Source organism: Achromobacter sp. RT286_PF (assembly GCF_059760425.1).
On the sequence record NZ_JCBAMR010000012.1, the window covers coordinates 1 to 22,065 of the forward strand.

19 protein-coding genes are annotated in these 22,065 nt (G+C 65.5%); 13 read left to right on the forward strand and 6 right to left on the reverse strand.

The window, feature by feature from the left end:
• Window positions 1–41 precede the first annotated feature (41 nt).
• The gene (locus tag AC6LJY_RS11965; RefSeq protein ID WP_498136015.1) at window positions 42–467 is read right to left on the reverse strand and encodes an Lrp/AsnC family transcriptional regulator; all 426 of its coding nucleotides are present in this window, start codon (window positions 465–467) and stop codon (window positions 42–44) included.
• 124 nt (window positions 468–591) lie between these two features.
• Between AC6LJY_RS11965 and ocd the strand changes: the two genes are divergently transcribed.
• The gene (gene ocd, locus AC6LJY_RS11970) at window positions 592–1,644 is read left to right on the forward strand and encodes an ornithine cyclodeaminase (protein ID WP_498136016.1); all 1,053 of its coding nucleotides are present in this window, start codon (window positions 592–594) and stop codon (window positions 1,642–1,644) included.
• A gap of 27 nt (window positions 1,645–1,671) precedes the next feature.
• Here ocd and AC6LJY_RS11975 read toward each other — a convergent pair whose 3' ends face one another.
• The 3 genes from AC6LJY_RS11975 to AC6LJY_RS11985 form a co-directional block, all read right to left on the reverse strand.
• Window positions 1,672–1,884, reverse strand: coding sequence for a DUF1059 domain-containing protein (locus AC6LJY_RS11975; RefSeq protein WP_046805564.1), 213 nt, complete (start codon window positions 1,882–1,884; stop codon window positions 1,672–1,674).
• A gap of 127 nt (window positions 1,885–2,011) precedes the next feature.
• Complete coding sequence (locus AC6LJY_RS11980; protein WP_498136017.1) at window positions 2,012–4,096, reverse strand: putative bifunctional diguanylate cyclase/phosphodiesterase; 2,085 nt, start codon at window positions 4,094–4,096, stop codon at window positions 2,012–2,014.
• Between the two features lie 198 nt (window positions 4,097–4,294).
• Window positions 4,295–5,404 carry a YcjF family protein gene (locus tag AC6LJY_RS11985; RefSeq protein WP_046805565.1) on the reverse strand — a complete coding sequence of 370 codons (1,110 nt, stop codon included), beginning with the start codon at window positions 5,402–5,404 and terminating at the stop codon, window positions 4,295–4,297.
• A gap of 181 nt (window positions 5,405–5,585) precedes the next feature.
• Between AC6LJY_RS11985 and AC6LJY_RS11990 the strand changes: the two genes are divergently transcribed.
• From AC6LJY_RS11990 to AC6LJY_RS12005, 4 genes are all read left to right on the forward strand, one after another.
• Complete coding sequence (locus AC6LJY_RS11990; RefSeq protein ID WP_120153521.1) at window positions 5,586–6,989, forward strand: sodium:solute symporter family protein; 1,404 nt, start codon at window positions 5,586–5,588, stop codon at window positions 6,987–6,989.
• 23 nt (window positions 6,990–7,012) lie between these two features.
• On the forward strand, window positions 7,013–8,059 hold the full coding sequence (speB, locus tag AC6LJY_RS11995; RefSeq protein ID WP_485858695.1) for an agmatinase: 1,047 nt from the start codon (window positions 7,013–7,015) through the stop codon (window positions 8,057–8,059).
• A 354-nt stretch (window positions 8,060–8,413) separates the two neighbouring features.
• Window positions 8,414–9,433 (forward strand): WaaZ-like lipopolysaccharide core biosynthesis protein, encoded by a 1,020-nt coding sequence (locus AC6LJY_RS12000; protein WP_498136018.1) that lies wholly within the window; start codon window positions 8,414–8,416, stop codon window positions 9,431–9,433.
• Window positions 9,430–10,572: a glycosyltransferase gene (locus tag AC6LJY_RS12005; RefSeq protein WP_046805568.1), complete on the forward strand. Its 1,143-nt coding sequence runs from the start codon at window positions 9,430–9,432 to the stop codon at window positions 10,570–10,572. The genes AC6LJY_RS12000 and AC6LJY_RS12005 overlap by 4 nt, the downstream gene beginning before the upstream one ends.
• A 24-nt stretch (window positions 10,573–10,596) precedes the next feature.
• Here the strand turns inward: AC6LJY_RS12005 and AC6LJY_RS12010 are convergent, their stop codons facing one another.
• Both AC6LJY_RS12010 and AC6LJY_RS12015 read right to left on the reverse strand, forming a co-directional pair.
• Window positions 10,597–11,706 (reverse strand): S-(hydroxymethyl)glutathione dehydrogenase/class III alcohol dehydrogenase, encoded by a 1,110-nt coding sequence (locus tag AC6LJY_RS12010; RefSeq protein ID WP_104144862.1) that lies wholly within the window; start codon window positions 11,704–11,706, stop codon window positions 10,597–10,599.
• 27 nt (window positions 11,707–11,733) lie between these two features.
• Window positions 11,734–12,024 (reverse strand): metal/formaldehyde-sensitive transcriptional repressor, encoded by a 291-nt coding sequence (locus AC6LJY_RS12015; RefSeq protein ID WP_046805570.1) that lies wholly within the window; start codon window positions 12,022–12,024, stop codon window positions 11,734–11,736.
• A gap of 128 nt (window positions 12,025–12,152) precedes the next feature.
• Here AC6LJY_RS12015 and hutC point away from each other — a divergent pair, with 128 nt between their 5' ends.
• From hutC to AC6LJY_RS12055, 8 genes are all read left to right on the forward strand, one after another.
• Window positions 12,153–12,896, forward strand: coding sequence for a histidine utilization transcriptional repressor HutC (gene hutC / locus AC6LJY_RS12020; RefSeq protein WP_046805633.1), 744 nt, complete (start codon window positions 12,153–12,155; stop codon window positions 12,894–12,896).
• Entirely contained in the window at window positions 12,893–13,501 is a 609-nt protein-coding gene (locus AC6LJY_RS12025) for a HutD/Ves family protein (RefSeq protein ID WP_498136019.1), read from the forward strand. Before hutC ends, AC6LJY_RS12025 begins: the two co-directional genes overlap by 4 nt.
• Before the next feature lie 116 nt (window positions 13,502–13,617).
• Window positions 13,618–15,297: a urocanate hydratase gene (hutU, locus tag AC6LJY_RS12030; RefSeq protein ID WP_104144860.1), complete on the forward strand. Its 1,680-nt coding sequence runs from the start codon at window positions 13,618–13,620 to the stop codon at window positions 15,295–15,297.
• Window positions 15,298–15,393: 96 nt separating this feature from the next.
• Window positions 15,394–16,806 (forward strand): purine-cytosine permease family protein, encoded by a 1,413-nt coding sequence (locus tag AC6LJY_RS12035; RefSeq protein ID WP_498136020.1) that lies wholly within the window; start codon window positions 15,394–15,396, stop codon window positions 16,804–16,806.
• A 44-nt stretch (window positions 16,807–16,850) separates the two neighbouring features.
• Window positions 16,851–18,380, forward strand: a complete 1,530-nt coding sequence (hutH, locus tag AC6LJY_RS12040; protein WP_046805574.1) for a histidine ammonia-lyase — start codon at window positions 16,851–16,853, stop codon at window positions 18,378–18,380.
• Between the two features lie 126 nt (window positions 18,381–18,506).
• Complete coding sequence (locus AC6LJY_RS12045) at window positions 18,507–19,913, forward strand: amino acid permease (protein ID WP_498136021.1); 1,407 nt, start codon at window positions 18,507–18,509, stop codon at window positions 19,911–19,913.
• A gap of 57 nt (window positions 19,914–19,970) precedes the next feature.
• Window positions 19,971–21,188, forward strand: a complete 1,218-nt coding sequence (gene hutI / locus AC6LJY_RS12050; RefSeq protein WP_498136022.1) for an imidazolonepropionase — start codon at window positions 19,971–19,973, stop codon at window positions 21,186–21,188.
• Between the two features lie 88 nt (window positions 21,189–21,276).
• Complete coding sequence (locus AC6LJY_RS12055; RefSeq protein WP_498136023.1) at window positions 21,277–22,041, forward strand: carbon-nitrogen hydrolase family protein; 765 nt, start codon at window positions 21,277–21,279, stop codon at window positions 22,039–22,041.
• The last annotated feature ends 24 nt before the right edge of the window (window positions 22,042–22,065 follow it).

Below are 22,065 nucleotides of genomic sequence, written 5' to 3' on the forward strand. Positions count from 1 at the left end.
GGCCGGGGCATTCGCCCCTGCCCGCCTCGGCCCCAGTCCGTTCAGATGGCTTTGAATGTCTTCAGGTGGATGCTGGTCTCGGTGGCCGAGATGCCCTTGAGGGTGCGCAGCCTGTCCAGCACTTCGGACAACTGGTCGATGGTGGGCACCCGAAGTTCCGCCAGCAGGTCCCAGCGGCCGTTGGTGTCGTGCAGGCCCGCCACCGCGGGTTCGCCCATCAGCAGGTTCACGATCTTGCGGGTTTCGTGGCCTTCCACGGCGATGCTGATCCACGCCACGATGTCGTCCGTTTCTGACTCGGGGCGCAGGCGCACGGTATAACCGACGATGATGCCGCGCTCTTCAAGCTTGCGGATGCGGTTGTCGATGGTGCCGCGCGATACGTCCAGCTTCTTGGCCAGCGTGGCGATGGACAGGCGGGCGTTCGCGCGCAGCAGGCCCAGCAAGCTTTGGTCTAGCGTGTCCATTGTGCAAAGTGCTAATGTTGGCTGTCGAATCGCCAGAATCTTAGCGTTTCGTGTGGAAAGTTGTCACTATGAATTGATTTGGGCATCGGCCAGAATTTCCTTTCCATAACTTGGGGAGAAAAAAATGACGACATTGCTCACGACGTCGGACGTTGCCACCATCGTGGCCCGATACGGCCCGCGCAAGGTTTTCACCGATCTGCTGGACTATGTGCTGGCCGATTTTCTGCGATGGCAAGAATTCGACAAGTGCGCGCGTGTCGCCAGTCATTCCCCTGCCGGCGTCATCGAACTGATGCCCGCCGCCGACAGTGAGCTGTACAGCTTCAAGTTCGTGAACGGCCACCCCGACAACCCGCAAACCGGCCTGTCCACCGTGATGGCGTTTGGCGCCCTGGCGCAAGTCAGCACGGGCGAACCGCTGCTGATCAGCGAACTGACCCTGACCACCGCCCTGCGCACCGCCGTCACGTCGGCGCTGGCGGCCCGCGCGTTGGCGCGGCCCGATTCGCGCTCGATGGCGTTGATTGGCAACGGGGCACAGGCGGAATTCCAGGCCCTGGCATTTCACTATGTGCTGGGTATCGACGTGTTGCATGTGTACGACGTGGACGCCGTTGCGACGCGCAAGCTGCAAGCCAACCTGGCCGCCGTCGCCCCGACGCTGCGCGTGGTCGCGTTTGACGGCACCGCGCAGGCGGTTAAGGGGGTGGACATCGTTACCACCGTGACCGCCGACAAGGCCTACGCCACCATTCTGACCGCCGACATGGTTGAACCCGGCATGCACATCAACGCCTTGGGCGGCGACTGCCCGGGCAAGACCGAGCTGCATGCCGACGTGCTGCGCCGGGGCGCTGTCTTTGTCGAATACGAACCGCAGACGCGCATTGAAGGCGACCTGCAACAGATGCCCGCGGATTTTCCGGTGACGGAACTGTGGCGCGTGCTGACGGGGCAGGCGGCCGGCCGCCGCAGCGCCGAAGATGTGACTATCTTCGATTCGGTGGGTTTTGCGCTGGAAGACTTTTCGGCCTTGCGCTGGTTGCGCGACAGCGCCGTCCGATTTGGCATCGGCGCTCGCATTGAAGTGGCGCCGCGGTTGCAGGATCCCAAGAATCTGTTCGATGTGGTGCGCGCGGCCACTGACGTGAAGGCCGCGCCGGGGCAGCCATAGCCCCGGCGATTCATCAGCAAAGCGCGATCAGGCGGCGCGCGGGGCGTCAGTGGGCGGCGTGCCGTCGTGGAACATCGTCTTGAGCTGCGAGCGCAGCTCTGGCGAGTCGGCGTGCTTGTGCACGGTGGTGGCATGCTGCACGGCGGCTTCCAGCAATTCGTCGTCGGAATCCGCGGCCAGGGCTACCGAGCAATTCATCTCGCTTGGAAACTCACGGCAGTCGATGTATTTGCGGGTCATGATTGTCTCCTTGCGCAGCGCCCAGGGGCGCTTGCGTAATGGCACATCCGACGCGCGGCATGCGGGGCATCGGGCAGTTGGCGCGTCGCAGCGCACCCGATGATTCCAAAAGTATAGACCCGGGCGCTTACGGCTTTTCTTCTGGCAGTGCGTCATGCGACACCGGGCGGCCCAAGAGGTAACCCTGGAAGTGCGAGCAGCCTTCCTGTGTCAGCCGGTCCAGCTGCGCGGCGGTTTCCACGCCTTCGGCAGTGGTCGGAATGTCCAGGCTGCGTCCGATGCCGTTGATGGCGCGAATGATGGCCAGTGCTTCTTTACTGGATTCGACGTCCTGGGTGAACGATTTGTCGATCTTGATCTTGTCGAAATCGAACGACCGCAGATAGCCCAGCGACGAATAACCCGTGCCAAAGTCGTCCAGCGCCACTTTCACGCCCAGCGCCTTCAAGCGCTTGAGCGTGTTCAGGTTGGAGGCCGAGTTTGCCAGCAGCACCGATTCGGTAATCTCCAGTTCCAGCCGCCGCGCCGGCAGGCCGGACTTGGTCAACGCCGATTCCACCAGCGACACCAGCGCGCTGTTGGTGAACTGGCTGGCCGACAGGTTCACGGCCACGGTTTCGTGGTCGTCCCAGCGCATGGCTTCGGCGCAGGCCTCGTGCAGGGTGAAGGCGCCCAGCTCGTGGATCAGGCCGGTTTCTTCGGCGATGGGAATGAAGTCGCCCGGCATGATCAGGCCCTTGGCCGGATGCTGCCAGCGCATCAGCGCTTCGCGCCCGACGATGCGCACGTGGCTGACGTCCAGGATGGGCTGGTAATACAACTGCAATTGCTGACCCATGATGGCCTGGCGCAAGTCCATTTCCATTTCATGGCGCTTGAGCGCGGCGGCCTCCATCTCGGGCCGGAAGAACGCCATGCGGTTGCGGCCGTTGCGCTTGGCTTCGTACAGCGCCATGTCGGCGTAGCGCAGCAGGTGGTCGGCGGTGTATTCGGGCGTCTCGGCCAGCGCGATACCGATGCTGACGCTGATCGGCACCGTATGGCCGTCCACTTCAAAGGGCTGGCGCACCGCGTCGATCAGCCGTTCGGCCATCTTGCGCACGTCGTCCTGCTGGCCGATGTTGGGCAGCACCACCGCGAATTCGTCACCGCCCAGGCGGGCCAGCGTGTCCTGCTCGCGCAGCACCTTCGGCAGCCGCTTGGCCAAGAGGCGCAGCAGCTCGTCGCCGCAGGGATGGCCCAGCGTGTCGTTCACGCTTTTGAAATTGTCCAGGTCCAGGCACAGCACGGCGGTGCGGCGGTCGTCGGCACAGTGGTGCAGCGCCTTGAGAAGCTGCTCGCGGAACAGCCGGCGGTTGGGCATGCCGGTCAGGGTGTCGTGATGCGCCATGTAGCGCACCTGGGCATGCGCCGCGTTCTCGTCCGTGACGTCATCGGAGATCAGCAGCGCGTAACGCGAGCGCGGGTCGTTGCTGTGGAAAACCAGCGTGCGCGTGCGCAAGGTGCGCATGCCGCGCGCGGTGGTCAGCTCTTCTTCCGCTTCACGCAGGGCGCCGTCCGATCGCAACGCGTCGTGCGTCAGCCGGTCCAGGAATTCGCACACGGGTTCAGGCAGGCACTGCTGCGCCGTCTTGCCCAGCATCTGGGCGCGCGTGACGCCGAACGTCGCTTCCGCCTGACGGTTGGCCAGCAGGATATTGCGCGACACGGCGTCCATCACCAGCACGCACGACGGGATGTGCGACACCACGGCATCCAGGAAGCTGGATAGCGACGTCAATTCCGAGTTGTAGTGTTCGGCCAGCTCTTTGGCCTTCACCAGCTGCTGTTCGCGTTCACGGCGTTCGGTGACGTCGCGCGTGACCTTGGCAAAGCCGATCAGCTCGCCCTGGTCGTCGCGGATGGCGTCGATCACGACATTGGCCCAGAACAGCGTGCCGTCGCGGCGCACGCGCCAGCCCTCGGCTTCGAAGCGGCCCTGTTCGCGCGCCGTGGCCAGGCCGCGTTGCGGCAAGCCGGCGGCCTGGTCGGCGGCCGTGTAGAAGCACGCAAAGTTCTTGCCGACGATCTCTTCTTGGGTGTAGCCCTTGGCGCGCTGCGCCCCGGCGTTCCAGTTGGCGACTGTGCCGTCCGGATGCAGCATGTAGATGGCGTAGTCGACGACACCCTGCACAAGGTGCCGGTACATGACGTCGGAATTGTCGATGATCATTGGATGAGGGGGCGGGGGGAAGCGCCCGCGTCTGGCGGGCCTGGCCGGCGTACGCGTGGGCTGTCCCGCGAATGGAATGAGGGATCTACGGCTTTACGTCGCCGTCTTGGCAATAGTTAAGGCGCGGGCCTGAAAAGGCGTGAATCTAACGAATGTTGTCGTAGAAACACGATTCATTGCATGGGGTGGCGCGGCAGGTCACAGCTTTACCCGCTGGCGCAGCGCCTGCGCGATCATCCCGATGTCGATGTCCTTGCCCGGGTTCTTCAAGCAGAAGTCGTACAGCACGGCCACGTACGCATTGCCCAGCAGCTTGGTGATGGCGCCCGCGGTGGTGGCGGCGATGGTGCCGCCCACGGCGCTGCCCGCGCCCGGAATGAATTTCAGCATGCCCGATACCACCGACCGCCCGATCAGCGTGGCCGCCGACGCACCCAGCGTGGAGGTGACCAGCGTGGTGATGGCGGTGGTGTCCAGCTCCATGCCGAAGGTGATGCCGATCTTGGCGATCATGCCGACCTGGATCGGCACCAGCGCAAACGCGTCCGAAAACGGAATGGGCGCGGCGGCGGCGGACGCGGCCAGGCCGGCAGCCACGTTCACTTCTATCTCAGCCCGCTTTTTTTTTACTTCCAGGGCCTTCTTGTTGCGGGTGGACAGGGCATTGGCGTAGGCGCGCTGCTGCCCCTCGGGGATGTGCTCGGCCGTGACTTCAATCAGCTTGTCCAGGCCCATCGGCGGCAGTTCCGCGTCCAGTTCTTCGATCCATTCCGGCAGCGCGCGCACGGCCACTACCTGCTTGGCGCGCGGCAGCAGCTTGTGCGCCTCGGCAACGAAGGGGCTGTTCTTGCGCGCCTTGGTCAGCACCACCACCACCGGGATGCCGGCGGTGGCCAGCATGTCGGCCAGTTCGATCTCGGCGTCTTCCACGCGGTGGCTGCTGTCCTGGATGCACAGCCAGGCCACATGCACGTGCTTGTCCTGGTCGTCGGACGCCGAGCGTTCCTGGATCAAGTCCGTCAGCGCCTGGCGCGAGCGCGCGTAGTCGCCCACTTCCAGGCCGCGCGTGTCGATGATGGTCAGCGGATGGCCGGGCTTGGTGTATTCCTGGGTGGTCTGCGTGACGGGCTTGCCCGCGCCCGTCTTGGCCAGATCGCCGCGAAACACGGCGTTGATCAGCGTGCTCTTGCCCACGCCGGTCTTGCCCGCGATCAGGATGTTGACGCGACCCGCGCCGCGCGTGGCCGTGCTGATGGCGTCGGCGATGGCGTCCTGCAAGGCGGGCGAATCGGGGCGTAGGGGCGGCATGAGCGGTAATAACTGGAAAGGGATTGAGCAACGATATCAGATGAGTCCGACATTCGCGGCAACCGCGATATTTTTCTTGCCACTTCACCGAAGATCCGGGTTGCTTGATGAATCCGGTGCGTGGGCAGGCGCAACGGATCCCATAACCATATGGCTGCCCTGCGGTAAGGAGACCTTGAAAATGGCGTTGGACATAGGAGTCGTCATGCTCTACCTGGGCGGCATGCTGCTGCTGGGCTGGTACGGCATGCGGCGGGCAAAAACCCAGGAAGACTATCTGGTGGCGGGCCGCAACCTGGGGCCCGGTTTGTACATGGGCACCATGGCGGCAACGGTGCTGGGCGGGGCCAGCACGGTGGGTACGGTGCGGCTGGGATATCAATACGGTATTTCGGGGTTCTGGCTATGCGGGGCGCTGGGGCTGGGCATCATCGTGCTGAACCGGGTGCTGGCCAAACCCCTGCTGAAGCTGCGCATCTTCACGGTGACGCAGATTCTTGAACGGCGCTTCACGGCGGGCGCCAAGCATGTCAGCGCGCTGGTCATGATGGCGTATGCGCTGATGCTGGCGGCCACGTCCGTCATCGCCATGGGCACGGTGATGCAGGTGCTGTTCGACCTGCCGTTCTGGGTGTCGGTCGTGGTCGGCGGCGGCGTGGTCGCGGTGTATTCCACGCTAGGCGGAATGTGGTCATTGACCTTGACCGACATCGTGCAATTCATCATCAAGACGGTGGGCCTGATGTTCGTGCTGCTGCCCATCTGCCTGATACGGGTGGGCGGCTGGGACCAGCTGGTGGCGCAGCTGCCCGCCGCCAGTTTCAGCCTGACGAACATCGGCTGGGGCACGATCATCACCTACTTCGTCATCTACTTCCTGGGCATCCTGATCGGCCAGGAAATCTGGCAGCGCGTCTTCACTGCCCGTGACGAACGCGTGGCGCGCGTGGCGGGCACCGCCGCCGGGTTGTACTGCATCGTGTACGGCCTGGTGGGCGCGGTGATCGGCATGACCGCGAAGGTGCTGCTGCCCGATCTGCCCGACGTCAACCATGCGTTCGCCGCCATCGTGCAGGCGGGCCTGCCGGACGGCATACGCGGCCTGGTCATCGCCGCGGCGCTGGCGGCCATGATGTCCACGGCCAGCGCCGCCATGCTGGCCACGTCCACCGTGCTGGCCGAAGACCTGTTGCCGGCGCTGCGGGGCGGGCGCTCGTTCACCGACGTGCGCGTGCACCGGCTGATCACGCTGCTGGCCGCGCTGTCGGCGCTAGGCGTGGCGTTGGTGGTCGATGACGTCATGAGCGCCCTGACCTGCGCGTACAACCTGCTGGTGGGCGGCATGCTGGTGCCGTTGCTGGGTGCCATCTACTGGCGCCGCGCCACCACCGCCGGCGCAATGGCGGGGATGCTGCTGGGTTGCGCGGCGGCCATTGCGTTCATGGTCAAGGACGGCCTGGCGGCCAACACACCGGTCTACGCGGCGCTAGCGGCCAGCGCCGCCGGCTTTGTGCTGATCAGCCTGCTGGGGCGGGCGGGCGCGCCTTGGGGCGATACACCCGTGCCGCGAGCCGACGCCAAATGAACCTTTTATTTCAGGAGCACATCATGCGCTTTACCCCGGAGCGCCTTGCGGCGCTGCGCGCCCGCTTTGGCGGCGCCAACGAAGCCACCATCCACGACCCGCATTTTCGCGAAGTGGCCGTCAACATCATCGACGGCAGCGGCACGCGCAGCGCGCCCTATGCGGGCATGCCTACCTTGCTGGACGCCCCGGCACGCCCCATCGACTGGCAAGCGCCCGACTTCGGCGACCTGCAAGTGGCGCTGACCGGCGTGCCGATGGACCTGGGCGCCAGCAACCGCAGCGGTTGCCGTTTTGGGCCGCGCGCGCTGCGCGCCATCGAACGCGTCGGCCCCTACCACCACGTCTTGCGCTGCACGCCCACGCACGACCTGCGGGTGGCCGATATCGGCGATGTGCCGATGCGCAGCCGCTTCAACCTGGAGCAATCACATGAAGATATCGAAACCGCGTACGCCCAGATCCATGCGGCGGGGGTCATTCCGGTTTCGGTGGGGGGCGACCATTCCATTACCCTGCCGATCCTGCGTGCGCTGGGCCGACGCGCGCCGGTCTCGCTGATCCACTTCGATGCGCATTGCGATACGGGCGGCCCGTTCGACGGCAGCCGCTTTCACCACGGTGGCCCGTTCCGCCAAGCCGTGCTGGACGGCGTGCTGGACCCCACGCGCACCATCCAGATCGGCATCCGTGGCGCGGCGGAATACCTCTGGGAATTCTCGTACGAGTCCGGCATGACGGTCATCCACGCGGAAGACATTGCCCGCCTGGGCGTGGATGCCGTGGTCGCGCAGGCGCGCAAGGTCGTGGGCGACACGCCGGTGTATGTCTCGTTCGACATCGATTGCCTGGACCCGGCGTTTGCGCCGGGCACGGGCACGCCCGAGGTGGGCGGCGTGACCGTGCGCGAAGCGCAGGCCATCCTGCGGGCGCTGGCGGGTATCGACATCATCGGGGGCGACGTGGTCGAAGTGGCGCCCGCCTATGACGCCACGGCCAACACCGCGCACGCGGGGGCGCAGATGCTGTTCGAGATCCTGAGCCTGGTCAGCGTGCGCCACGCGGGCTGACGACGCGCGCGCACTTTCTTGCATTCCCCTTTCGCTTTGGCGCAAAAGGTAATGGAAGGTACGAACGCACACTCTGCGGCGTGGTGCCGCCGATAGTGCGTTCGTCACGGTAAGCATGCACGCTAATGGTGCGCAGGGGCCGCGCGCGCGCGCAATGCCCTGGGAGGCAGCGCTGGCGCGGGTTTCGCCATATGGGACGGCCACGACGACGGAGCGTGCGCGCAAAAAAAAGGGCGCGATCGAATGCCCTGCCATGCTGTTACATCACAAATGTTTCGGACGCGTTGGCGGGCATGGCGCCCTCGTAGAATCAGCGCCTCGTAAGGTTTCGCCGCGCTGTCAGCGGCACCGTTCATGACCCGATTTGCCCTCGTTCCCCGTTTGCTCCGGTCGCGCCCGCTGACCAAGGGCTTTCGCTATCTTTACCGCTATACGCGAGCCGGCGCCTATCGGCATAACGAAACCTTGTGGCCGCTGGTGAAAGTACGCCGCGATGCCCGCGACCACGACCGCTTGCTGTCCTGCAACGTGCTCGGCGTGCAAGGCCCGGCTACCTTGCCCCTGGCCGACGTGCCGCGAGACATCACCGGCGACGCCCACCTGATCCTTAGCGGCCCTTCCATTGCTGACATCGACTATGCGCGTTGCCGACTGGGCAACGTGATGGGCGTGAACGGGTCGATTGCGCTGCGGCGCGCGCATCCCTCGTTGCGCTTCGATTACTACGCGATGCTGGACGCGGGCTTTGTGAAGCGCCGGCGCGACTTGGTTGCCGAGGTCTTGTCGCAGGACCTGCTGCTGTTTGTCACGCCCGAGGTGTACCGGTGGATTTCGTACTTGTTCGACGCCAAGGCGGTTCGGTGCCGCATTGCGTTGTTCGAGGAAGTGCACCAGCGTGCGCTGCAACCGCGCGCGCAACCCGATGCCCTCGCCGCGCGGTTGGCGCGCGACCCCGAGCTGGTGTTGTTCGACGCGCATCACCCGCAGCACGCGCATGGCTTCAGCCTGAACCCGTCGCGCGGCCTGTTCGGCGGCGGCACGGTGGCCTACACGGCCTTGCAACTGCTGGCCTGGATGGGCGCGCGCACGCTGTACCTGCACGGCCTGGACCTGACCGCCACGGCCGGCCCGCGCTTTTACGAAAGCCCGGGCGCGCAGCTGGCCACCGCGCTGGACCGCCAGTTTGCCGGACATATCGAACCGGCGTTCCGCCAGGCCAGCCGCCTGCTGCGCGCGCACGGCGTTCAGGTCTACAACCTGTCCTTGAACAGCCGCCTGGGCGAGGACATATTTGAAAAGCGCCACTGGAGCTGTTTGCTCAAACAAGGGGAATCCCCGCCTTCCCCGCAACGGTTCTCGGGCCTATCACGATGAAGATTCTGTACACCAACTTTCACCAGGGCGATGGCGGCGGGCACACCACCTACGTCATGTCCCTGGCACGCATGCTGCGCCAACGCGCCCAGATTACCGTGGCCGCGCCGCTTGGCAGCCGCCTGCTGGCCGAAGCCCACGCCTTGCCCGGCGTGCACTCCGTTGACCTGGAATTCAAGGGCCGCCCGTTTCAGCAGTTAAGCGCGTTGCGGCGGCTGCGCGCGCTGCTGCGCCGCGAACAGTTCGACGTGATCCACGTGAACGGCTCGGCCGACCATCGCCTGTGCATGCTGGCCACGGTGGGCATGGGCGCCAAGCGCCCGTTCATTGTCTACACGCAGCATACCGATCGCAGCGCCAACAGCCTGGGTGTGCGCATGCGCGCCAAGTGGGGCACCAACCGCGTCATCTGCGTGTGCGGCCACACGTTTCGCCGGATGAAAGATTCGGTGTTTCGCGATGAAGACCTGCGCGTGGTGCACAACGGCGTGGATACGCTTCAGTATCGACCGGCCACCCCTGACGAAGTCGCCCAAGCGCGCGCCGCGCTGTTGCCCAAGGCCATGCAGCGCCGGCTGGTGATTGGCAGCAACGCCGGCACTGCCGTGTACAAGAACTGGCTGGACATGGTGACCGCCGTGTCGCTGCTGCCCGAGCACCAGCGCGATCAGGTCGTGATCCTGATTGCCGGCAAGGAACCCGACGACGAACAGCGCCAGCGCGTGGCCGACCTGGCCATGACGCATCAAGTCGTGTTCACGGGCTTGCTTGACGACGTGCGGCCTTTCCTGGCGGCACTGGATGTGGGGTTTGTGTTGTCGTCCCGTCTGGAGACGATCTCGTTCGCGTGCCGCGAAATGATGGCGGCGGGCAAGCCGGTCATCGTCAGCAAGGTGGGCGGCCTGACCGAGAACGTGACCGACGGGCGCAACGGCTGGGTGGTGCCGCCCGGTTCCGTCAGCAGCGTGCTGGCCACCGTGTCCACCCTCTTGAACGATCGCGCCATCGCCGCGAAGATGGGCGAAGAAGCGCGCAACACCGCGTTGCGCGAGTTCTCGCTGGCGCATTTCGTGGGGCAGACCGAGCAGGTGTACCAAGAACGCGGGGCGTCCGACCGCCAGTTTGAACTGACGTCCTGACGCCCCGGCGTTGCCGCGTGATCCTTAGAAGTGGATCACGGTGCGGATCGACTTGCCTTCATGCATCAGGTCGAAGGCTTCGTTGATGCGATCCAGCGGCAGCGTGTGCGTGACGAACGGGTCCAGGTCGATCTTGCCGCTCATCGCGTCTTCGACCATGCCCGGCAGTTGCGTGCGGCCCTTCACGCCGCCGAAGGCCGATCCGCGCCACACGCGGCCCGTGACCAGCTGGAACGGGCGCGTGCTGATTTCCTGGCCGGCGCCGGCCACGCCGATGATGATGCTTTCGCCCCAACCCTTGTGGCAGCATTCCAGCGCGGCGCGCATCACGTGCACATTGCCGATACATTCAAACGAGAAGTCCACGCCGCCGTCGGTGAGTTCGACGATGACGTCCTGGATGGGCTTGTCGTAGTCCTTCGGGTTGATGCAGTCGGTGGCGCCCATGGCGCTGGCCAGCACGAACTTGTTCGGGTTGGTGTCCACGGCGATGATGCGGCCGGCCTTGGCCTGCACCGCGCCCTGGATCACGGCCAGGCCGATGCCGCCCAGACCGAACACGGCGACGGTGTCGCCTTCCTTGACCTTCGCGGTGTTGTGCACGGCGCCCAGCCCGGTGGTCACGCCGCAGCCCAACAGGCAAACCTTTTCATGCGGGGCGGCCGGGTTGATCTTGGCCAGCGAGATCTCGTTGACGACCGTGTATTCGCTGAAGGTCGAGCAGCCCATGTAGTGGTACAGCGGCTTGCCTTCGTAGCTGAAGCGCGAGGTGCCGTCGGGCATGACGCCCTTGCCCTGGGTGGCGCGCACCTTCTGGCACAGGTTGGTCTTGCCGGACAGGCAGAACTTACATTCGCGGCATTCGGCCGTGTAGAGCGGAATGACGTGGTCGCCCGGCTTCAGCGACGTCACGCCTTCGCCCACTTCCACGACCACGCCCGCGCCTTCGTGGCCCAGCACGGCGGGGAACAGGCCTTCGGGGTCGTCGCCGCTGAGCGTGAACGCGTCGGTGTGGCAGACGCCGGTGTGCGTGATCTGCACCAGCACTTCGCCGCGCTGCGGGGGCGCGACGTCGATCTCAACGATTTCCAGCGGCTTGCCGGGTCCGAATGCGACTGCTGCGCGTGATTTCATAATTTTGCTCCACGAATGTCGGGGGGATTACTTCAAATAGGAACGGACGATGCGCATCAGCTGGTCGACCTCGGCCTCGGCGTCGATCCCGGCGTGTTGCGGCCCGCCCTGGGCGGATTGCAGGAAGGTTTCCCGGAGATGGCTTTCCAGCACCTCGGCCATCAGGCCGGTGGCTGCACCGCGCAAGGCGGCCAGCTGTTGCAGCAGCGCGCCGCATTCCGTGCCTTCGTTGACCGCGCGTTCCAATGCTAACGCCTGCCCCTGGATACGGCGCAAGCGGGTAACGACACGTTTTTTTTCTTCCGGCGAATGCGGCACGGCAGGCTCCGAAAACGATACAGGGGGGGAGTATACGAAAAGCGCGGGGTCATTCGCAAGACATGTGTACCTGTCTATACTACAAGCCGTTTTTCACCGCCGTGTGGCGCCCACTCCAGGATCATTCCGTGGCTTCTTCTCCCCCCCGACTACCCGTCCAGGCCAATGCGCTGCCCGCCCCGCTGTATGCGCAGGTCAAGCAGATGATTGCGCAGCAGATCCGCACGGGCGCGTGGCCCGCGCACTACCGGGTGCCCTCGGAAAGCGAACTGGTCGACGAGCTGGGATTCAGCCGCATGACGATCAACCGCGCGCTGCGCGAGCTGACGGCCGAGGGCTTGCTGGTGCGCATGCAGGGGGTGGGCACGTTCGTGGCGCAGCCCAAGGCGCGCTCGGCTTTGTTTGCCGTGAACAACATCGCGGACGAGATTGCCGCGCGCAACCATCGGCACCACAGCCGCGTGGTGCGCCTGGCCGAGGAGCCGGCCGGGTCCGAGCAGGCGCTGGCGCTGGACCTGCGCGTGGGCCAACCCGTATTCCATTCCGTCATCGTGCATTTCGAGGACGACGTGCCGATTCAGCTGGAAGACCGCTACGTCAATGTGCGGTTGGCGCCGGACTACCTGAAACAGGACTTCACGCAGCACACTCCGTACGAATACCTGACGCGCGTGGCACCGCTTAGCGAAGGCGAACACGTTGTGGAGGCCATCCTGGCCAAGCCGCGCGAATGCCAGCTGTTGCAGATCGAACGCAGCGAGCCGTGCCTGTTGATCCGTCGCCGCACGTGGTCCGGCGACCGCGCGGTGACGCTGGCGCGGCTGATCCACCCCGGCTCGCGCCACCGTCTGGAAGGCAAGTTCACCACATGAATCCGCCCAACGTTCGCCTGTATCGCGCTGCCGACTACCCGCGCATGCCGTGGAAAAACGGCGGCGGCACCACGCAGGAAGTCGCGTGCAACCCTGGCGGCAGCACCGCCGCGTTCGACTGGCGCCTGTCGATTGCCGACGTCGCGCAAGACGGCGGTTTTTCGGCGTTCGCGGGCTATCAGCGCATCATCACCGTGCTGGAAGGCAGCGGCATCGAACTGACTGTTGACGGCCAGGCACAGGCGCCGCTGATGCCGTATCAGCCTTACGCGTTCCTGGGAGACGCGCAGGTCCAGTGCCGTTTGCTGGACGGGCCGATCCGCGACTTCAACCTGATCTACAAGCCGCAGCGTTATCACGCTCGGCTGCAATGGGCGTCCGGCGCCGGGCCATGGGCGTTTCATAGCGATGCGCACAGCCTGCTGGTGCTGAACGCCGGCGACGCCCTGACGTTGAACGTGGACGGGGTCGACCATGCGCTGCCTGCGCGCTACGACTGCCTGCATGTGGACGGGCGGCAAGCCCTGGCCTCGTATCGCCTTGCCGGCAACGGCGCTGTGAACGCTTGCGTGATCGAGCTGCATCCCTTGGCTCATTGGGGGTAAACCCCTACCAAAATTCGTCTCGTCCTATCTTGTATATACAAGCATAGGCATCCTATGATGCGGGCAATCGCCGCGCTGCGGGTACGCGCGCGGCAGAACCGATCAAGGAGACTGTCTTGGACCAATCGAATCGATATCGCGATGTCGTTATCCGCGCGCCGCGTGGCAACCAGCTGACCGCCAAAAGCTGGTTGACCGAAGCGCCGCTGCGCATGTTGATGAACAACCTGGACCCGGACGTCGCTGAAAATCCAAAAGAACTGGTGGTGTACGGCGGCATTGGCCGCGCCGCTCGCAACTGGGACTGCTACGACAAGATCGTCGAATCGCTGACGCAGCTGAACGACGATGAAACGTTGCTGGTGCAGTCGGGCAAGCCGGTCGGCGTCTTCAAGACCCACGCCAACGCGCCGCGCGTGCTGATCGCCAACTCCAACCTGGTGCCGCATTGGGCCACGTGGGAACACTTCAACGAACTGGACGCCAAGGGCCTGGCCATGTACGGCCAGATGACGGCGGGCAGCTGGATCTACATCGGCAGCCAGGGCATCGTGCAGGGCACGTACGAAACCTTCGTCGAGGCGGGCCGCCAGCACTACGGCGGCAATCTTGCCGGACGCTGGGTGCTGACCGCCGGGCTGGGCGGCATGGGCGGCGCGCAGCCGCTGGCGGCCACGCTGGCGGGCGCATGTTCGCTCAACATCGAATGCCAGCAGGCCAGTATCGATTTCCGTCTGCGTACCCGCTACGTGGACGAGCAGGCCACCGATCTGGATGACGCGCTGGCGCGCATCAAGACGTACACCGAGCAAGGCCGCGCCGTGTCCATCGCGCTGTGCGGCAATGCTGCCGACGTGCTGCCCGAGCTGGTGCGCCGCGGCGTCAAGCCCGACATGGTCACCGACCAGACCAGTGCGCACGATCCGCTGAACGGCTATCTGCCGGCCGGCTGGACGTGGCCCGAATATCGCGAACGCGCCAAGCGCGAACCGGCCGTCGTCATCAAGGCCGCCAAGCAATCGATGGCCGTGCACGTGCAGGCGATGCTGGCGTTCAAGCGCCAGGGCATCCCCACCTTCGACTACGGCAACAACATCCGCCAGATGGCACAGGAAGAAGGCGTGGCAGACGCGTTTGACTTCCCCGGTTTCGTGCCCGCGTATATCCGCCCGCTGTTCTGCCGCGGTGTGGGCCCCTTCCGGTGGGCCGCGCTGTCGGGCGACCCGCAAGACATCTACAAGACGGACGCCAAGGTCAAGGAACTGATACCCGATGACGCGCACCTGCACCGCTGGCTGGAGATGGCGCGCGAACGCATCAGCTTCCAGGGCTTGCCGGCGCGTATCTGCTGGGTGGGCTTGGGCCAGCGCGCCAAGCTGGGTCTGGCATTCAATGAAATGGTGCGTTCGGGCGAGCTATCGGCGCCCGTCGTCATCGGCCGCGATCACCTGGATTCCGGGTCCGTCGCCAGCCCCAACCGCGAAACCGAATCCATGCGCGACGGCTCGGACGCCGTGTCCGACTGGCCGCTGCTGAACGCCTTGCTCAACACCGCCAGCGGCGCCACCTGGGTGTCGCTGCATCACGGCGGCGGCGTGGGCATGGGGTTCTCGCAGCATTCGGGCATGGTCGTCGTGTGCGACGGCACGGATGAGGCCGCCGAACGCATTGCGCGCGTGCTGACCAACGACCCGGCCACGGGCGTGATGCGCCATGCCGACGCCGGCTACGACATCGCCATCGACTGCGCGAAAGAGCAGGGTTTGAACCTGCCCATGGTCAACGCCCAGCGCTAAGCGCGGCACAACCCTTCCGCACCCCCCCCGATCCCGCCAACCCGCGTGGGGCCATGACCGCATCGGTCCGCCCCACGTCACTCACGAGGCAATGCGATGGCGCAAGACAGCGAGGCCGGTTCCGCGCCGCTCATCGAGCGGCGTTCGATTGACTACATTCCGCCGTCCGAACGGCACGGCAAGCTCTACAGCCAGTTCACGCTGTGGATGGGCGCCAACCTTCAGATCACCGCGATCGTCACCGGCGCGTTGGCGGTGGTGTTGGGCGGCGACGTGTTCTGGTCCTTGATCGGGCTGTTTATCGGGCAGGTGCTGGGCGGTGTCGTGATGGCGCTGCACGCGGCGCAAGGACCCAAGCTGGGCTTGCCGCAGATGATCTCCAGCCGCGTGCAGTTCGGCGTTTACGGCGCCGCGATTCCGATTGTGCTGGTGTGCTTGATGTACCTGGGTTTCACGGCCACGGGCACGGTGCTGTCCGGCCAGGCGCTGGGCCAGTTGTTCGGCGTCAGCGATACTGTGGGCATCCTGATCTTTGCGTCGGTCATCGTGGTGGCCACGCTGTTCGGCTACCGCGTCATTCACCTTATCGGGCGCGTTGCCACCGTGTTCGGGCTGATCGCGTTCGTGTACCTGTTCAGCCGCGTGGTCGCCGTGGGCGACGTGGCGCAGTTGCTGCAAATCCGGCATTTCGCCTGGGGGCCGTTCCTGTTGGCGGTGTCGCTGGCGGCGTCCTGGCAGATCGCCTATGGCCCCTACGTGGCCGACTATTCGCGTTATCTGCCGGCTTCGACATCGTCGGCCAAGACGTTCCTGGCGGTGGGATTGGGCTCGGTGTTGGGCGCGCAGATCGCCATGGTGCTGGGCGTGTTGGCCGCTGCGATGTCCGCCGGCCAATTCGCGGGGCGCGAAGTGGCGTACATCGTGGGGCTGGGCGGCACGGGCACGATGGCGGCGCTGCTGTACTTCAGCATCGCCTTCGGCAAGGTCACGATTTCGACGCTGAATTCCTACGGCAGCTTCATGTGCATGGCGACCATCGTCAGCGGCTTTCGCGGGCACGTGCAGATATCGCGGCGCCAGCGCGCGGTGGCGGTGGTGCTGATCGTGGGCGCGGCCACGGCGGTGGCGCTGGTGGGCCAGCATTCGTTCCTGAACGCGTTCAAGTCCTTCATCCTGTTCCTGCTGGCCTTCTTCGTGCCCTGGAGCGCGGTGAACCTGGTGGACTACTACTTCATCAACCGTGGCCGCTACGACGTGGCCGCGTTGTCCGACCCGAACGGGCGCTACGGGCGTTGGAACCTGCCCGGCATCCTGGTGTACGCGTTTGGCGTGCTGGTGCAGATGCCGTTCATCTCGACCAAGCTATATACCGGCCCGATGGTCGAACGGCTGGGCGGCGTGGATGTGTCGTGGATCATCGGCCTGATCGTACCCAGCATTCTCTATTACCTATTCGCCCGCCGCGATTCGCGGCTTGCGGCGCACGAGCCGGCACAACGTCCGGTCTGACAACAACATTGCATCAAGCCGGGCAACCGGCGTAGGAGACCCCCATGGATTTGCACTTGAAGCCCGGCCATCTGACTTTGTCCGACTTGCGGCGCGTGTACCACGAACCCGTACGGCTGACGCTGGATGCCGGCGCGGCCGACGCCATCGACGCCAGCGTGGCCACGGTTGAACGCCTGATTGCGGAAGGCCGCACGGTGTACGGCATCAACACGGGCTTTGGCCTGCTGGCCTCCACCAAGATCGCGCGCGAAGACTTGCAGGCGCTGCAAAGTTCGCTGGTGCGTTCGCACGCGGCGGGCGTGGGCGAACCCCTGGATGACGCCATGGTGCGCCTCATCATGGTGCTGAAGATCAACAGCCTGGCGCGTGGCTATTCCGGCATCCGCCGCCACGTTATCGACAGCCTGATCGCCATGGTCAACGCGGGCGTCTATCCGCACATTCCGCTGAAGGGTTCGGTGGGCGCCTCGGGCGACCTGGCGCCGCTGGCGCATATGTCCATCGTGCTGCTTGGCGAAAGCCGCGCGCGCTATCAAGGCGAATGGTTGCCCGCGCAAGAAGCGCTGGCGCGCGCCGGGCTGGTGCCGCTGACGCTGGCGGCCAAGGAAGGGCTGGCGCTGTTGAACGGCACGCAGGTGTCCACCGCCTATGCGCTGCGCGGCCTGTTCGAAGCCGAAGACATGATGGCGGCCGGGTTGGTGTGCGGCAGCCTTAGCGTGGAAGCCATGCTGGGTTCGCGCGTGCCGTTTGACGCCCGCATCCACGCCGCGCGCGGCCAGCCGGGCCAGATTGCGGTGGCCGCCGTGTATCGCGACCTGCTGGGCCAGGACAGCGAGGTCGGCCATTCGCACGCCGACTGCGAAAAGGTGCAGGACCCCTACTCGTTGCGCTGTCAGCCGCAGGTAATGGGCGCGTGCCTGACGCAGATCCGCCACGCCGCGCACGTGCTGCAAATTGAATCGAACGCGGTGTCGGACAACCCGCTGGTGTTCGTGGCGCAGGGCGACGTGATTTCCGGGGGCAACTTCCATGCCGAACCCGTGGCGATGGTGGCCGACAACCTGGCGCTGGCGCTGGCGGAAATCGGCGCACTGTCCGAACGGCGCATTGCGCTGATGATGGACAAGCACATGTCGCAATTACCGCCGTTCCTGGTGGCCAAGGGCGGGGTCAACTCGGGTTTCATGATTGCGCAGGTGACGGCTGCCGCGCTGGCCAGCGACAACAAGGCGCTGGCGCATCCGGCCAGCGTGGACAGCATGCCCACGTCGGCCAACCAGGAAGACCACGTGTCGATGGCGCCCAATGCCGGCAAGCGTTTGTGGGCAATGGCGGAAAACGTGCGCGACATCCTGGCCATTGAATGGCTGGGCGCGTGCCAGGGCCTGGACTTCCGTGTAGGGCTCAAGACCTCGCCGCAACTGGAGCAGGCGCGCCGGGTGCTGCGCGAGCAAGTGCCGCACTACGAAGAAGACCGCTTCTTCGCGCCCGATATCGCCGCCGCCAGCGGCTTGATCTCGGCGCAGGTGCTGAACGGGCTGATGCCGGCGGGGCTGCTGCCCAGCCTTTGATTTTCAACCGTTGCGGCGCCCTGCACGGGGCCGCCACCACCGCGCTGTGCCGAAGCGTCCATAGAAGCCGCTCGCACAGCGTTTGACCCTGTACGCCTATACCTATAACAAGGACGGAGACGCAACATGCAAACGCAAACGCAGGATCTCAAACGGGGACTCAACGCCAGGCACATCCGCTTCATGGCCTTGGGCTCGGCCATCGGCACGGGGCTGTTCTACGGGTCGGCCAAGGCCATCGAGCAGGCCGGGCCGTCGGTGCTGATCGCGTACCTGATCGCCGGCGCGGCCGTGTACATGGTGATGCGCGCGTTGGGCGAAATGGCCGTGAAGGACCCCGTGTCTGGTTCCTTCGGGCACTACGCCACCGCCTACCTGGGCCCGGTGGCGGGCTTTCTGACCGGCTGGACCTACGCGTTCGAGATGATCATCGTGTGCCTGGCGGACATCACCGCGTTCGGGCTGTACATGGGCTTCTGGTATCCCGATGTGCCGCGCTGGATCTGGGTGCTGTCCATCGTGTTCTTCATCGGCGCCATCAACCTGTGCTCGGTCAAGGTGTTTGGCGAACTGGAATTCTGGTTGTCGCTGCTGAAGGTGGGCGCCATCATCGCGATGATCGCCGGTGGGCTGGGCATCATGCTGTTCGGTTTTGGGCTGAACGTGGAAAGCGCGGCGACGGGTGTGCATAACCTGTGGGAGCACGGCGGCTTCATGCCCAATGGCGTGGGCGGGCTGATTGCGTCGCTGGCGGTGGTGGTGTTCGCATTTGGCGGCATTGAAATCATCGGCATCACGGCGGGCGAAGCCAAGGACCCCGGCCGCACCATCCCGCGCGCCATCAACGCCGTGCCGCTGCGCATCCTGCTGTTCTACGTGCTGACCTTGTTCGTGTTGATGTCCATTTTCCCGTGGACGCAGATCGGCAGCCAGGGCAGCCCGTTCGTGCAGATCTTTGACGGGCTGGGCATCAAGTCGGCGGCCACCATCCTGAACATCGTCGTGATCTCGGCGGCGGTGTCGGCCATCAACAGCGACATCTTCGGTGCGGGCCGCATGCTGTACGGCATGGCGCGGCAGGGGCAGGCGCCGCGTGGCTTCGCGGCGGTGTCGGGCTCGGGCGTGCCATGGATGACGGTGGTGGTCATGACGGTTGCGCTGCTGCTGGGCGTGTTGCTGAACTATCTGATCCCCGAAGACGTCTTTGTGCTGATCGCATCGATCGCCACGTTCGCCACCGTGTGGGTCTGGCTGATGATTCTGTTGTCGCAGGTGGCGATGCGGCGCAAGATGAATCCCGACGAGGTCGCGGCGCTGAAGTTTCCCGTGCCGTTCTGGCCGATTGGCCCCCTGCTGGCGATTGTGTTCCTGGTGTTTGTGATCGGCGTGCTGGGATACTTTCCGCGTACCCAGATGGCGCTGGTCGTAGGCGCGGTCTGGATTGCGGTGCTGTGCGTGGCGTACCGCTATCTGGTGCTGCCGCGCGGCCCGGGCGGTGGACTTCCCGCACCGGTGCCGCAAGGGTCCGACTGAACGAACACGGCGCCCTGCCGCATTGCGCGGCGCGGCGCCGGCTTTAAGGAGAAGTGCATGAGACAGGTCTGGCGACATTGCCACGCCGCCACGATGGTGGACGGGGCCTATTCCGTGATTGAGCACGCGGCCATCGTGACGCATGCCGACCGCATCGAATGGATCGGCAAGGAGGCGGCGTTGCCGCCGGTTGATGCGGTGCACGAACATGACCTGCGCGGGGCGTGGGTCACGCCCGGGCTCATCGATTGCCACACGCATCTGGTCTTTGGCGGCAACCGCAGCACGGAATTCGAGCAGCGCCTGCAAGGCGTGGACTACGCGCGGATCGCGGCGCAGGGCGGCGGCATCGCCAGCACCGTGCGCGCCACGCGCGAGGCATCCGAAGACGCGCTGTACGCCAGCGCCCGGCAACGTGCGCTGCACTTGCTGCGCGATGGCGTCACCACGCTGGAAGTGAAATCCGGCTACGGGCTGGACCTGCCCAACGAACGCAAGATGCTGCGCGTGGCGCGGCGTTTGGGGCAGATGCTGCCGATGACCGTGCAGGCCACCTGTCTGGCCGCGCATGCCTTGCCGCCCGAATTCGCCGGGCGGCCCGACGACTACATCGACGAGGTCGCGCGGCGCATGTTGCCGGTATTGGCGGCCGAAGGGCTGATCGATGCCGTCGATGCCTTCTGCGAGCATCTGGCGTTTTCACCGGAACAGGTTGAACGCGTGTTCCAGGCGGCGGTGCACCTGGACCTGCCCGTCAAATTGCATGCCGAACAATTGTCGTCGCTGCACGGCGCAACGCTGGCCGCGCGCTATGGGGCCTTGTCGGCGGACCATCTGGAGTACCTGACGGAAAGCGATGTGCTGGCCATGGCGCAGTCCGGCACGGTGGCGGTGCTGCTGCCCGGCGCTTTCTATGCGCTGCGCGAAACGCAGTTGCCGCCGCTGGATCTGCTGCGCCGCCATGCCGTGCCGATGGCAATTTCCACCGACCTGAACCCGGGCACGTCGCCCGTGTTGTCATTGCGGCTGATGATGAGCATGGCCTGCACGCTGTTCAAGATGACGCCCGAAGAAGCGCTGGCCGGCGCAACGTTGCACGCGGCGCGCGCCCTGGGGCTGCACGTCACGCATGGCTCGTTGGAAGCGGGCAAGGTGGCCGACTTTGTCGCCTGGGACGTGGCGCACCCGTCCGAGCTGGCGTACTGGATCGGCGGTGACTTGCCCAAGCGCGTGATCCGCCACGGCGCGGTGGTGAATGTGGCGGCGCTGAACTGAGCAGCCGATGCACCATGGCGGGCCCTGGCGTTTTACGATGTCGTTCGGTCGCGCCTGATTCCGGGCGCGCCGTGCATCAGGGGAACGTATGCGGATCTGCATGATGGAAGGGCCGGTGGACTTGATGCCGGACAGCGCCACGTGGGCGGGCATCGCCGACCGAGTGGCCGAGCTGGCGCCGGACCTGCTTGTCACCAATGAAATGCCTTTCGGCCCGTGGCTGGCGGCCTCGGCTGCCTATGACGCCGCGCGCGCCGCCGAGTCGGTGCGCCTGCACGAAGCGGGGCTGACCGCGCTGGCCGCGTTGCAGGTGCCCGCCGTTGTTTCGTCACGCCCCGTGCCCGCCGGCGACCGTCTGGCCAACGAAGCGTTCGCCTTGCAGGGCGGGCGCTACACGGCGCTGCATCACAAGCAGTTCTTCCCAGAAGAGCCCGGGTTCTTCGAAGCCACCTGGTTTCGCCCCGCGATGGACGGCTTTCAGGTGTTCGAGGTGGGCGGCATCCGCCTGGGCGTGCAGCTGTGCACCGAATTGATGTTCAACGAACGGTCGCGCCGCTACGGGCGCGAGGGGGCCGAATTGATCGTGGTGCCGCGCGCCAGCGGCGCGTCCGTCGGCCGCTGGATGACGGCCGGCGCGATGGCGGCGTTGGTGTCGGGCTGCTATGTGGTCAGCTCGAACCGGGCCGGGCGCACGGCGCAGGGCCAGGTGTTCGGCGGCCGGGCGTTTGCATTTCAGCCGGACGGCGAAGTGCTGGCGCAGTCCACCGATACGGAGTCGATCGTGGTCGTCGACGTGGACCCGGCGCGGTCGCGGGCGCAGCAATCGCAGTATCCCTGCTACGTGAAGGAATAAGCGGTCCGCTGGAATAGCCGGTCC